The organism is Natronoflexus pectinivorans, from assembly GCF_004345615.1.
GTDB lineage: Bacteria > Bacteroidota > Bacteroidia > Bacteroidales > Marinilabiliaceae > Natronoflexus > Natronoflexus pectinivorans.
This window is the reverse complement of record NZ_SLWK01000009.1, coordinates 149,370-163,646: the sequence shown is the minus strand read 5'-3', so window position 1 is coordinate 163,646 and position 14,277 is coordinate 149,370. Positions and strand designations below refer to the sequence as shown.

Genomic DNA, 14,277 nt, shown 5'->3' with positions numbered 1-14,277 from the left:
ATGTAGGAGATGAGTAAATTCAACCCCCGTAAAAAAGATTTAATTCAGCTGGCTTTGGTTTTTGCTATAATCATAGTTGTAAACCTGATCTCTTCCAACTGGTTTTTTCGAATTGATTTAACCGCAGAAAAGCGATATACATTGGCTCCTGTCACCAGAGATTACTTACGTAATCTCGATCATCAGGTGTTGGTTAGAGTTTATCTGCATGGTGATTTGAATGTAGGTTTTCAGAGGTTGGCACGCACCACTCGTGAAACACTCGAAGAGTTCCGTTTGGTATCAAGAGGTGCCATACAATATGAATTTGTGGAACCGGCTGCCGATGCAAACATTCGTGAAGAACTTCGGGAGTGGGGACTTTCTCCCGTTCCTGTTTATGAGGCCGAAGCTGATGGCCGGAGGACGCAAACCAATGTTTATCCTTACGCAATTTTTCATATAGATGGGTATGAGCTGCCTGTTAATTTGCTGGAAAATCTACCGGGAAAATCGGGTGCTGAAAACCTGAATATATCAATGGAATCGCTGGAGTATAAAATTACTGACGCAATGCGTCGCCTTGTGACAGATGAGGTGCCGGCTGTGGCGTTTCTCGAAGGACATGGAGAACTGGATGAATGGGATGTGTATGATATAACCGAAGCTTTGTCGCACTACTACCAGGTGGACAGGGGCGTTTTGACAGGCGATCCATGGGTTTTGGATAATTACGAAGCCATCATCATTGCCAAACCACAGGAGCGTTTTTCTGAAAGAGATAAGTTTATTATCGATCAGTACATCATGCGGGGAGGCAAGGTTCTTTGGATGGTGGATGCAGTAAATGTTACCCTGGATAGTTTACGCCGTGCCACGCAAACAGTTGGATTGGCAACGGATGTTAATCTTTCCGACCAGCTTTTCAGATATGGAGTTCGAATCAACCATGAGTTGTTACAGGATATTCAGGCAGCAATGATTCCTATTAATACGGCTCCAGACGGTCAGCAACCCAGATTCGTTCCTGTTCCATGGCTTTTTAACCCGCTTCTGAATGTAAATATGGAACACCCGGTTACACGCAACCTGAATGCAGTGCGAGGCGAATTTGTCAGCAGCATTGATACCGTTGGAATCCCTGAGGGCATATCGCGTGAAGTTTTGTTGCATACCAGCCGGTTTACCCGCCGATTGCCGGTTCCGGTTTACATTTCTCTTGCCATGGTAAACGAACGACCGGAAAGAGAGGACTTCAGAAGTTCATATGTGCCTGTCGCAGTTGCAATGGAAGGCTCATTTCCATCGGTATTTGCCAATAGAATGATTCCCCCCGAAATAGATATGGAATCTTCAGAAGTGAGACATCAGAGTGAACCAACCCGTATGATCGTAGTAGCAGATGGCGATATCATCAAAAATGAAGTGAGAAACCGCCACGGAGCATCGCCAAGACCGATGCCCTTAGGGTTTGATGAAATGGGCAACCAGACTTTTGGAAACAAGCAATTTATTCTTAATGCCATTAATTATCTGGTTGACGATGAAGGGTGGATGGAACTTAGGACCAGAAACTATGAACTACGTTTGCTTGACAGGGAAAAATTATCCTCACAAATTAAGTTTTGGCAAACCATTAATGTTTTGGTGCCGCTTCTTTTTCTGTTGTTGATTGGGGTGACGCTTCCAGTATGGCGAAAGTTAACCTTTGGAAAGCAAAAAGATGTTGATCATTCTTCATCAAAATGATTAAACTCGTCCCGAGGCTTCGGGACGAGTTCATTGTGACCGTTGAAAAACAAATTATAGAGACAAGAATGATCTGTTTTAAATTTTTGTATCTTCGGACGTTTTTTTGTCATTGATCTTTCCACGACACTTGGGAAACAGGTAGCACAATGATTTTTTAGGTTACATTTATTATAAGAGTTCGTTAATCTTTTTTATTTGCCTAATTATCAGGCACATGCAGACCTGCAAACATAAAATGCAATTATCTGATAATAAGTATCTTGCTTATATCTTATATCTAATCCCGAATGTCTTGGGAAAAGTCTAAAGATCTATTGTATTAAAAACAGAAGAGGAATTCAGCCAAAAATTAATTGATATTTCATATATTTGAGAAGAATAAATAGTCCTTAATGCATTAAAACAAAACAAAATAACTATGAAATTTGTCGTATCCAGCTCCGAATTGCTGTCGCACCTGACGGCCATAAGCCGGGCAATTTCTACAAAAAGTCAGTTACCGGTGCTTGATTGTTTCCTGTTCGATTTAAATGGAACTACCCTGAATATCACAGCTTCCGATTTGGAGGTGACCATGACTACCACCATGGAAACTGAAAGCACCGAAGGCGATGGAAAAGTTGCGTTGCCTTCTAAAATGCTATTAGAGGTTCTTAAGAAGCTTCCGGAGCAGCCTCTAACTTTTGAGTTAGCTATGGATTCGCTCATGGTTGATATGGTTTCGGAAAAAGGAAAGTACAATTTTGTGGCGCAAGCTGGTGATGATTATCCTGTTATTCCTGAAATTGATGAGGAAAAGGCTAGTAAATTGCAGATTCCTGCTTCTATGTTGCTAACAGGTATTACCAAAACCCTGTTTGCTACAGCCGACGACGAACTGAGACCTGTAATGAACGGTATTTTATTCGAATTGTCTTCTGAGAGCCTTACTTTTGTGGCTTCCGATTCGCACAAGCTGGTTCGCTACAGAAGATTGGATGCCAAGAGTGAGTTTGAAGCATCATTTATTCTTCCGAAAAAACCTGCAGGCCTTTTGAAAAATGTGTTGCCTCGTGAAAGTGGTGATGTCATGATTGAATTTGACCACAAAAATGCATTTTTTAACCTGCCAAACTATAAATTGGTTTGCAGGCTTGTTGAAGGGAATTATCCCAGCTACAATGCCGTGATTCCACAGGACAATCCCAATAAAGCGGTGGTTGACAGAGTTGATTTGGCTAACTCGTTGGGCAGGGTTTCTATTTTTTCCAATCAGGCATCTAATTTAGTGAAACTGCATCTTGGTAAAGATGAACTGGTGGTTTCCGGACAGGATATTGATTTCTCAATTTCAGGTTTTGAAAAGCTTAATTGTCAGTATGACGGTGATGAAATGGAAATCGGATTCAAATCGGTGTTTTTAAGTGATATTCTTGAGAATATCAATTCCGGTGATATCATCATTGAGTTATCAGATCCTTCAAGAGCCGCTATTGTATTACCTTACGAGAAAAGTGATGATGAAGATGAATTGATGCTGATCATGCCGATGATGATTAACGCATAAATCTTATCAGACGTTTTAATATTTTACGAAGGCTGTCCAAACTATGTTTGGACAGCCTTTTGTGTATCTTGAAATCTGTATTCATTAATCAGGTTAAAAACTCTATCTTTGCCTATTCAAAATTTTAGTAAGCATGTCAGTTAAAAAAGAGAAGGTAGTTATTGGTTTGTCGGGAGGCGTGGATTCTAGCATTGCAGCATATGTTCTGAAAGAGCAAGGATACGATGTTATTGGGTTGTTTATGAAAAACTGGCACGATACCACCGGTGTGTTAAAGGCTGATTGCCCATGGCTTGATGATAAATTTGATGCGGAATCCGTTGCGCGTAAACTGAATATTCCTTTCCATTTCGTTGATTTAAGCGATCATTACCGGAAAAGAGTTGTCGATTATATGTTCGCCGAATATGAAAAAGGGCGTACTCCAAATCCTGATGTGCTTTGTAATCGGGAAATTAAGTTTGACGTGTTCATGGATGAAGCCATGCGCCTTGGTGCCGATTATGTGGCCACGGGACATTATTGTCGCAAAGAAACTGAAATAATTAATGGACAACCGGTTTACAAACTTCTTGCTGGTGCCGATCAGAATAAGGATCAGAGTTATTTTTTGTGCCAATTGTCACAAAAGCAATTGGAAAAAGCGCTTTTCCCAATTGGTGATTTGCAAAAACCGGAAGTAAGAAGAATAGCCAATGAACTTAAATTGGTAACTGCTCATAAAAAGGATTCACAGGGAATTTGTTTCGTAGGGAAAGTTGACCTACCTGTCTTTTTGCAACAAAAGCTTGAAGCAAAAAAGGGGAAAGTGTTTTTGGTTGAACCAAATAGTGAACTGTTTCAGAGAGATTGGAGCAGGGCAGATGAAAATTCAGCAGACGGCGAACTGGCGGAACTGTCAAAACCATTTCCATTTCATCCAAGATTTGGAAGCAGAGTTGGCGACCATAACGGAGCTCATTTTTATACCATCGGACAAAGGAAGGGGCTCAACATAGGCGGTTTCCCGGAGCCCCTATTTGTAATTGGAATTAATGTGGAATTTAACCAGGTTTATGTTGGAATGGGGCAGGAGCATCCCGGGTTATTTCGTTCAGTTATTCAGATTCAACCTTCTGAGGTTCATTGGATCAGGCCTGATTTGGTACTTGAAATAGGTGAGTCGCTGCGGTTAAAAGTGCGCATCAGATACCGACAGCCGTTGCAGGACGCTGTAATAATTCAGCGAACCAATGGCATGTTTATTGTTTTTGATGAGCCTCAAAGAGGGGTCACAGCCGGACAGTTTGCCGCATGGTATCGCGATGACGAATTAATTGGTTCAGGTGTAATCGGGTAGCGCTGTATGAAACGAATCGGTTTAATATCTGATACACACAGTTGGTTGGATCCGCGATTGTTCGAACTTTTTAAAGATGTTGATGAGATTTGGCACGCCGGTGATATTGGCTGTGAAGAAGTTTTGGATCAACTGGAATCCTTTAAAACCGTAAGGGCTGTATATGGGAATATTGATGGAGCGGAATTGCGACAAAGAATTCCAGAACTTCAACGGTTTACCGTTGAAGGGATAGATGTAATGATGACTCATATAGGTGGGTATCCCGGAAAATATTCTCCAAAATTAAAAAGACTCATCTACTCAAATCCGCCGAAACTCTTTGTTTGCGGTCACAGCCATATTCTAAAAGTGATGAACGATTCATCATTAAATTTGTTACATGTAAATCCCGGAGCTGCCGGTAAATATGGTTTTCACTTAGTACGAACAGCCATCAGGTTTGTTTTGGATGAAGGAAACATCAGAGACATGGAAGTTATAGAACTTTCACCGACTCGCGTTTAACTTGCAGATAAGTAAAAGTCTTCCGGTCTTTTCTTCAATGGTATTGTTTTTTTTAATATTTTTAGAGAGCAACATACGAGTGAGTAATTGATCGCGAGTAATTGGGTTTTATATGGTAAATATTCCAAAATATTTCAATCGTGATATTAGTTGGCTATCATTCAATTATCGGGTGCTTGAGGAGGCCGATGATAAGAGTCTGCCGCTTTTTGAGCGTTTGAAATTCCTGGCTATCTATTCATCCAACCTGGATGAATTTTATAAGGTACGAGTCGCAGAATATAAATACAATTTTGATCCTGAGGAAGTCGATGAAATTCAGGGAGCATCGCCCGTCAAGGTACTCAAGCAAATCAACACCATTGTTGACAGACAATTGATTGATTTTAGCCGGATTTTTCATAATGAGATTCTGGCCGGATTATATGAAGAAGGGCTTATGTTGTATCAGGGGTTTGAGCCTCCTGCCAAAGAGCATCAGACTTTTATCCGGAATTATTTCTACCAGGAAGTTATACCCTATCTGCAACCGGTACTTTTAACTCGCGGTACACGCTCGTTCTTAAGGGATAACAGGTTGTATCTGGCCATCAAGCTTTTCAGGAAAAAGAATACCGATGACCCCGAACGGCTTAAAAAGCGGCGACCCCGTTACGCCATTGTTAAACTGCCTACTAATGACTTACCGCGCTTCATAAGATTACCGGATTTTGGAGGACAATATCACTTCCTTTTTTTAGATGACATGGTAAGATTCAATTTGCAGGAACTTTTTCCCGGCTATGATGTTGATTCAAGTTACTGTATTAAACTTTTGAGAGATGCTGATTTGGGAATTCAGGATGAATTCAGCGGAAATCTTGTGGAAAAGATTAGGCGTAATATCGGACTTCGCAAAGTTGGAGAACCTACTTTGTTTACTTATGATCGCGCAATTCCTTCGGAATTTCTTCAGGTTTTGAAAGAGACTTTTGGCCTTTATAAAGAAGATATGCTGGCAGGTGAGCGTTACTTAAGTTTTCAGGATTTTTTCTCTTTCCCAAACCCGTTTTCGCCACGTCTGCAAATGAATCATCCATCGCCCATCCAACCGGCAGCATTACGGAAGTATGGTTCTATGTTTTCAGCCATCAAAATCAAGGATCGGGTGCTCCATTATCCTTATCAGTCATTTGATTTTGTGTTGAAATTCTTAAATGAAGCTTCTCTTGATCCAAAAGTGGAGGAGATTAAGGTTACTCAATACAGGGTGGCCTCAAATTCGGCCGTTGTAAATGCCCTGATAAATGCTGCCAGAAATGGAAAGCGGGTCACCGTTTTTGTTGAAGTAAAAGCCAGATTTGATGAGGAGAATAACCTTCAAATGGCACGTTTGATGGAGAAAGCAGGTGTTCGAATCATATATAGCCTGCCTGGTTTAAAGGTTCATGCAAAGATGGCGCTTGTCATTCGCCGTGCAGGAGGTGTCCGAAAGAGATCTTATGCTTATTTAAGCACAGGGAATTTCAATGAAAAAACGGCTCGACTATACGCAGATCATGGTTTCTTTACCTGCAAGGACGATTATATTTACGATCTAGAGAGGCTTTTTAACTACCTGGAAGACCAAAGTGAAGTTCCGGTTTTTAATAAAATCCTAGTTACTCAATTTAATTTTAAGCAGGATTTAATGCGCTATATCGATCGTGAGATCGAACTGGCTCAAAACGAAGGTGAGGGATACATTCTTTTAAAGATGAATGGCATTCAAAACAAAACTTTCATTAATAAATTGTACGAAGCCAGTGAGGCTGGTGTGAAAATTGATCTCATCATACGCGGAATATGCAGCGTAGTTCCCGACCAGCCATTCAGCAGAAATATTCGCATCCGCAGAATTGTTGACAGTTACCTGGAACATGCACGTATTTGGGTATTTGGAAACAGCGGTAATAAAAAGGTATACATGACTTCTGCCGACTGGATGAACCGCAACATTAACCGGCGAATCGAAATTGCATTTCCTGTAGATGACGAGGAAATCCTAGAAGAGCTGCTTGATATTTTAAATCTTCAACTTAGAGATAATGTGAAAGCCAGATATATTGACCATCAACTTAATAATATAAAGGTTGAATACGATGGCTATGAGCGAATCAGATCTCAATGGAGTACTTTTAATATGTTGGCTGCCAAAGAACCGGATTACAATGGCGATTTATTTGAAGTCTAGAAATCAGGTTTGTGAGACTACTTAAGTTTTTATAAAATTAAGATTATGAAACGATTGATATTAGTAAGACATGCCAAAACAGAGGCATATAGTGATGCAGGATCAGATTTTAATAGAAAGCTGAAAAAGCGTGGACATAAAGATGCCACTTTGGTGGCAAGAAATCTTAAGGAAAAAGGTTATCACCCCGATGTGATTATTTCTAGCCCGGCAACACGGGCTCTTCAAACTGCTGAGATTTTCTCCAGAGTTTTTGATTTGGACATTATGACCATTCAACAAGCATCTTTTATTTACGATGGTGATACCACAGCCGGAATGTTGAATGGTATTTCGCAATTGTGTGGCGAGGCCAAAACTGCTCTGGTGGTTGGGCATAATCCGGACATTGCTATGCTAAGCATCAGGCTGAGCGGACAGGATATGTTCCATTTTCCTACCACGGCAAGTACTGTTATTTCCTTCCCAATAACTAAATGGAGCGATATGGAAGTAGGAAAAGGACGAAAAGAATATTTTATCTATCCTAAGGTGTTGAAAGTTCAAAAGTGATTTCAGAAATGGATTCCTGATAGCTGTGATTTTACCCGACATGGAATAACAAACCGGAAACAAGAGCCTTTTTTAGGCTCAGATTCAACAAATATCTCACCGCCTATTAATTCAACCAGACTTTTGGAAATGGCCAGTCCCAATCCGGTGCCGGCTGTATGGTGATCACCATTTTCAGCTTGGCGGAATCGTTCAAATATCACAGACTGGTCTTCTAAAGCAATTCCAACTCCAGTATCCGTCACCGAAAACTCAATTTGACGGTCGTTATTAATAAAATAGGCAAGTTCAATTGATCCGGAGTTAGTAAATTTTATCGCGTTATTGATCAGGTTATATATGACTTGTTCAATTCGGTGTGGATCTGATTCAATGAAGAAATTCTTTTTTGTGTTTCCTTTTTTCACCACAAATGCAATGTTCTTTTTCTTGCTGGTAATCAATGTTTTTGCCACCATTTCAATATTTTGCAACAGCGTGTGCAGATCGAATGTTTCTGGTTTAATCTGAATTTGTCCCGACTCAATTTTACTGATATCAATGATGTCGTTGATTAGGTTTAACAAACTTTCTCCGCTTTTTAATATCATTTTCAGGTATTTCTCAGCCTCCTTGCTGCTCATTTTTTCTTTAAGGATGATGTCCGAAAAACCAATGATGGCATTCATTGGTGTGCGAATTTCATGAGACATATTGGCAAGGAATGCAGATTTTAACCGGTCGCTTTCAAGCGCCCGGTTACGTGCTTTATGTAGTTCATTCTCAAACTCTTTTTGAAAGTTAATATCGGTAAGTATCCCAACCATCCTTACCGGCCTGTTAGCGTCATTAAACTCAGTAACCCTTCCATGTACGCTATGCCATCCATATTCTCCGTCATCTGTTTTAAGCCTGAACTCACCGTGAAACCCCCTGTTGGTTCCATTAACATGCATGATAAATGCTTCTCTAATCTGGTCAATATCCTCAGGATGAAACAGATTTCTTACCATTTTGATATTAAAGTCTGTTTCAATTTTATCAACATATCCCAGAAAACGAGATAATCGTTTATTTAGATAAATGGTTTTGTTTTCAAAATCGATGTCCCATAATCCGGTATAAGATCCTTCCAGAGCTAGTTCCAGACGATTCTCACTTTTGCGTAGTCTTTTTTCAATGATTCTTTTCTGATTGAGTATATGTAGTAAGATAAGTATGGCAGTTACCAGAAAAATCAATATTGAACCACCAATAATAATGGTTCTTTGATGTTTTCGAAATAGGTTTTCAGGTCGATTAATAAAACTGATGTTTGATTTTTGGGGAATAATGAGATCATATCTTTTGAGTTGAATATAATCAAATATGATATGTTGAGGCGTCTCTTTAAGAAATGGAACCTGATCGGCTTTGCCGGTCAGTATCTTACGCATGGCTTTTCCGGCTTCAATCCCCTGATCAGTTCCGTTTATAACAGAACCCCCAACAATAAAATTTCCAAACAGAAAGTCCCAGTTTCCATATACAGGAACATCGAGAGACTCCCTGATAAAATCGGCTTCTAGGATGATATCCCGGGAAGAACCATCTCTGTCCAGATATAGGCTCAACAGATAAATGGCTCGGTTTTCTTCTGGGAAGGCTGAGAGTTGGTTCTTCAATTGAAGGGGGGTTGTGGCATAAATGATTTCATAGTTCAAGTGTAAGAAATCGGGCTCTAATGCGGATTTGAATTGGTCACTAAAAAGTAATCCTGATAAAGTTGAGTCTGATATAACAATTAATTCTTCCAAATTGGGTTGAACTGTTTCTATTATCCTTAGTGTTGTTCTGATGTCAATGTCTTCTGCAACACCCCGGTAACGGGTGGTGTCAATGTTGAAGTCCCTGATGTTATTTACACCGCAAAATACCACCGGCACCTTGCCAAACAACTCATCTCCATATTTTAGAATGAATTCCATGGCATGATTATCGCTGCAAATAATACCCTGTACATCTATCCCCTTATATTTTTCAAACATGTAATCTTTGAAGGCTTCCAGTTGAGGTTGCGTGTGGAATTTCTTGGTATCCATATATTCAACAAAGAGCCTGTAATTATCTTTTTCCGGAAGTTCTTTGATTATGGCATTGGTTAGATCCTGTGTCCACTTAAATGTGGTATGGTAAGAGTTGATGATGATTACATCAGTTAACTTATCATGTCGCTCATTACCTGTTATTTCCGCAAACAGGAATAACATCATGGTTAACAGATGAATTCTTTGTATCATAAAGTCGTGATAATTTACACACAAGTTATAGGAAATTTTCAAAATTAAAAAGGTTGCGAGGGTAATCTGATATAAGTTTAGTTTAATCAATATTGTTTTTTAATTATTTTCTCTATTCTATATGGATGAATGCAAAAGGAGTGTTAATTTTACTGTTTCAGGAGAGCTGCATTTTCTGAATGATTTCAAGAGGAAATAATGATATACCAGCCACAAAAATACAAGATTGAGGACAAAGCCATGGCGCCTTTTATTGATCCCAATGAAATATGGGATTATATTAATGGGTTCAAAAATCCATCAACTGAAAGGGTGTTGGAAGTGATTGATCGAGCTTTGAACAAAAATCGCCTCACACTGGAAGAGACGGCTGTGTTGGTTAATACCACCGATCCGGCACTCATTGAAGCCATAAAAGATGGTGCACGGAAACTGAAAGAACAGGTGTATGGCCGACGAATTGTGTTGTTTGCTCCACTATACATCGGGAATTATTGTACCAATAATTGCGCATATTGCGGATTCAGAACATCCAATAAAGATCAGCTGAGAGTAACTCTAAATAAAGAGGAGATAGTTAAAGAGGTGGAGACCCTTGAAGATGCCGGACATAAGCGTCTCATTCTTGTTTTTGGCGAACATCCTGAATATAGTGCGAAATTTATTGCAGAGTCGGTTTGTACTGTTTATGGAGTGAAAAAGGGATTCGGTGAAATTCGACGGGTCAACATCAACGCTGCGCCGTTTGATGTTGAGGGCTTTATGACTATCAAGGAGGCCGGAATTGGAACTTATCAGGTTTTTCAGGAAACTTACCACCCAGAAACTTATCTGGAAGTTCATCAAGGAGGGAAAAAGCGTGATTATGACTGGCGTTTGACAGCTCTTGACAGAGCACAGGAAGCCGGAATAGATGATGTGGGAATTGGAACTTTACTCGGATTATACGACTGGCGTTTTGAGATTTTAGGTCTAGTCAGGCATGTCAATCATTTTGAGGCTGTCTATAATGTTGGCCCACATACCATCTCTTTTCCCCGTATAAAAAAGGCCTCGGGATATGCCATTGACCAGAAGTATGCCGTGAGCGATGCCGATTTTACTAAACTTGTAGCTATATTGAGGTTGGCCGTTCCATATACCGGCTTAATACTTACAGCCAGAGAACCTTCGCATGTGCGTGATGAAGTTTTGCAGTTTGGTGTATCTCAAATTGATGGAGGAACCAATATTGAAATGAAAGGTTACTCCAATCGAAAACCAGAGCAAAACCTAAATGCTGAACAGTTCGAGATTAACGATAACCGCTCATTACAGGAGGTAATGACTGAATTGATTGAAAAGGAGTATATCCCTTCTTTTTGTACTGCATGTTATAGATTAAACAGAACAGGTGAGCATTTTATGGAGTTTTCAGTGCCGGGTTTTATCAAGAGGTTCTGTCAACCCAATGCCATGCTTACTCTGGCTGAATATCTTGAAGATTACGCTTCGGATGAGATCAAAACAAAAGGCTATCGGCTGATTCTCGATAACCTGGAGCATTATCCGGATGATGCTTTTAAAGAAAAGCTGATTGAACGCCTGGATTTGATAAAAAAAGGCCAGAGAGATCTGTCTTTTTAAGGTTTAAGGTTCGAAGTTTGAGGTTAGGTTTTGAGTTGATAGTTTGTAGTTTGATGGTTTTCCAAACCATAAACTAAAAACTGAAAACCCTAAAACTAAACCCTCAACCCAAAACTATCCAACCCTCTGACCTGTGGTCAGTCGAAAATTAACCAATCTTTCTTGCTGCTTTTTCGTCCATCATCCAGATGGCGTTTTCAGGCTTTACCAATGATGCCGGGTATTGCTTGTAGTTGTCTTTTTTATTGATGATTTCATCTACTTTTTCAGCTTTTTTATCGCCTGTAATCCAGAAAAGAATCTGTTTTGAATTGTTTATAACATTACCGGTTAGGGTCACTCTGTTTTGTCCGGAGTCTGGATGTGTGGCAACTTCACAGATGTTTTCTGATTCCCAAAATTCAATTTGATGAGGGAAAATTGAAGCGGTATGACCATCATCTCCTAAACCCAAAATCATCAGGTCGAACTGGGGCAGACCGTTAACAAATGGCACTTCATTTTTTATGGTTTCTTCATATTGGAGAGCAGCATCGCTTGGATTTATCTCACCTGCAACTCTGAATACTTTGGATTTGTTAACGGGGACTCTGCTCAATAACAGGTCGTGTGTCATTCCATAATTACTTTCCGGATCAATAGGTTCCACACACCGTTCGTCACCCCAGAAGAATTTGATGTTTTTCCAGTTAATAAGGTCTTTGAATTCCAGTACCAGGATTTCGAAAATAGCTTTTGGTGTGCTACCTCCGGAAAGAGCAATGGTGATGTTTTCCGATTCTTTTGTTAGTTGCTCCAGTCGTTTCCCGAACTCTCTGGCCATGGCTTTTTTGCCGGGATATATTTCAATTTTTGGTGTCATTGTAGTTTTAAATTTATGCTGACATTTCATTCGTATAACGAATTTAATTTATTGGCCTCATGGAACTTTGAGTTATTTTCTTTCCTTATAACTCGCAGTATTCTCCATCGCCAACCAGATTCTTACATGGATATCTCCAGGTTTGTTCTCCTTCAATCAATTGGTCTGACACATCGGGACCCCATGTGCCTGCAGGATAACCATGAACTTTGATACAAGGTTGATTTTTCCAGGCTTTTAATATCGGATCAACAAATTCCCATGCAGCCTCTACGGCATCGGCTCTCGAATAAAGCGTGGCATCACCCAGCATGCAGTCAAGCAAAAGCCTTTCGTAAGCGCTTGGTAAATATGTGTCGTTCAACTCGGAGTAATGAAAATCCATGTTTACATCCTGCACATTAAATCCTGCACCGGGAAGTTTCATTCCAAACTTCAGTAAAATTCCTTCATCCGGTTGAATTCTGATGACCAGCTGGTTTTTCTGTTTCATAATATCTTTATCCCCATGAAACAGGTGATGGGGAGTAGGGCGGAAATGAATGACAATTTCAGTTACACGAGTAGGTAAACTCTTTCCTGTTCGAATGTAAAACGGAACACCGGCCCATCGCCAGTTGTCTATAAAGAATTTCATGGCCACGAATGTCTCTGTTCTCGACTTCGGGTTTACACCTTTTTCTTCGCGATATCCTTTTTGTTTTTTCCCTCTGATTTCAGAGCCAATATACTGACCGCGTATCACGAACTCCGGAACTTTCTCCTCCGGAATGGGTCGAAGAGATTGCATCACCTTTACAATTTCATTACGGATGCTCTCATCTTTAATCAAAGCCGGTGGCTCCATAGCCACCAGCGAAGCCAGCAACATCAGGTGGTTTTGTACCATGTCGCGCAAAGCACCCGAATCTTCGTAGTATCCCCCTCTATCGCCTACGCCAATGTCTTCGGCAGAGGTAATTTCAACATGATCAATGAAATTACGATTCCAGAGTGGTTCAAAAATTCCGTTGGAAAACCGGGTAACCAAAAGGTTTTGTACAGTCTCTTTTCCAAGATAGTGGTCTATCCTGTAAATTTGTTCTTCTCTGAACTGGTTCTGAAGATCATGATTCAGGCTTCTGGCACTTTCCAGATCATAGCCAAATGGTTTCTCAACTATCAATCTTTTAAAACCATTGGATTCATCGTTTAATTGGTTGTTGGCTAAAAACTTTGGAACCAATGGATACATGCTTGGAGGCGTGGCCAGATAGAATATGTAGTTGTTCTCGGTTTTTAGTTTGTTGTTAAGTGATTCCAGATGTTTTTTAAAATCAGGGTATTCTTTCTCTTCTTTAGTGTTAAAGGCGTAATAGAAGAGTTTCGAAAGAAACTCTTCTACCATATCTTGTTTTGTGTTGATGGTTCCTGCGAATTTTTCAATTCCTTCTTTCATCTTTTCCCTAAACTGATCATCGCTGAGTTCGGTTCTTCCCAAACCCAAAATTCCAAAGTTTTCGGGCAATAGTTTTTGTGTAAAAAGATCAAAAACAGAAGGAACCAGTTTGCGGTATGTCAAGTCGCCGGAGGCTCCAAAAATTACTAAAATATGTTTTTCAGGTTGTCTCATGTTTTACTTTACATTAATCTTATGGTTTTTGA

Annotated in this window: 10 protein-coding genes; 7 read left to right on the top strand and 3 right to left on the bottom strand. The window is 40.0% G+C overall.

Annotated elements, in window-relative coordinates:
* The first annotated feature begins 9 nt into the window (after positions 1 to 9).
* The 6 genes from gldG (at position 10) to EV194_RS12235 (ending at position 7,887) form a co-directional block, all read left to right on the top strand.
* Positions 10 to 1,728 carry a gliding motility-associated ABC transporter substrate-binding protein GldG gene (gene gldG, locus EV194_RS12260; RefSeq protein WP_243699407.1) on the top strand — a complete coding sequence of 573 codons (1,719 nt, stop codon included), beginning with the start codon at positions 10 to 12 and terminating at the stop codon, positions 1,726 to 1,728.
* 421 nt (positions 1,729 to 2,149) lie between these two features.
* Positions 2,150 to 3,277: a DNA polymerase III subunit beta gene (gene dnaN / locus EV194_RS12255; protein ID WP_132434329.1), complete on the top strand. Its 1,128-nt coding sequence runs from the start codon at positions 2,150 to 2,152 to the stop codon at positions 3,275 to 3,277.
* Between the two features lie 133 nt (positions 3,278 to 3,410).
* Positions 3,411 to 4,616, top strand: a complete 1,206-nt coding sequence (mnmA, locus tag EV194_RS12250) for a tRNA 2-thiouridine(34) synthase MnmA (RefSeq protein ID WP_132434328.1) — start codon at positions 3,411 to 3,413, stop codon at positions 4,614 to 4,616.
* Between the two features lie 6 nt (positions 4,617 to 4,622).
* Positions 4,623 to 5,123: a metallophosphoesterase family protein gene (locus EV194_RS12245; protein ID WP_132434327.1), complete on the top strand. Its 501-nt coding sequence runs from the start codon at positions 4,623 to 4,625 to the stop codon at positions 5,121 to 5,123.
* 112 nt (positions 5,124 to 5,235) lie between these two features.
* A complete protein-coding gene (gene ppk1 / locus EV194_RS12240) occupies positions 5,236 to 7,335 on the top strand; it encodes a polyphosphate kinase 1 (protein ID WP_132434326.1) in 2,100 nt (699 codons plus the stop codon).
* Between the two features lie 45 nt (positions 7,336 to 7,380).
* A complete protein-coding gene (locus EV194_RS12235) occupies positions 7,381 to 7,887 on the top strand; it encodes a SixA phosphatase family protein (protein WP_132434325.1) in 507 nt (168 codons plus the stop codon).
* A 2-nt stretch (positions 7,888 to 7,889) separates the two neighbouring features.
* Here the strand turns inward: EV194_RS12235 and EV194_RS12230 are convergent, their stop codons facing one another.
* The gene (locus EV194_RS12230) at positions 7,890 to 10,145 is read right to left on the bottom strand and encodes a sensor histidine kinase (protein ID WP_132434324.1); all 2,256 of its coding nucleotides are present in this window, start codon (positions 10,143 to 10,145) and stop codon (positions 7,890 to 7,892) included.
* A 198-nt stretch (positions 10,146 to 10,343) separates the two neighbouring features.
* On the opposite strand from EV194_RS12230, the gene hydG reads away from it, so the two are divergent.
* Positions 10,344 to 11,771, top strand: coding sequence for a [FeFe] hydrogenase H-cluster radical SAM maturase HydG (gene hydG, locus EV194_RS12225; RefSeq protein ID WP_132434323.1), 1,428 nt, complete (start codon positions 10,344 to 10,346; stop codon positions 11,769 to 11,771).
* A gap of 148 nt (positions 11,772 to 11,919) precedes the next feature.
* On the opposite strand, the gene pgl is transcribed toward hydG, so the two are convergent.
* Together pgl and zwf are read right to left on the bottom strand one after the other, a co-directional pair.
* A complete protein-coding gene (gene pgl / locus EV194_RS12220) occupies positions 11,920 to 12,633 on the bottom strand; it encodes a 6-phosphogluconolactonase (RefSeq protein WP_132434322.1) in 714 nt (237 codons plus the stop codon).
* A gap of 85 nt (positions 12,634 to 12,718) precedes the next feature.
* Positions 12,719 to 14,245, bottom strand: a complete 1,527-nt coding sequence (gene zwf / locus EV194_RS12215) for a glucose-6-phosphate dehydrogenase (RefSeq protein ID WP_132434321.1) — start codon at positions 14,243 to 14,245, stop codon at positions 12,719 to 12,721.
* Positions 14,246 to 14,277: the final 32 nt, after the last annotated feature.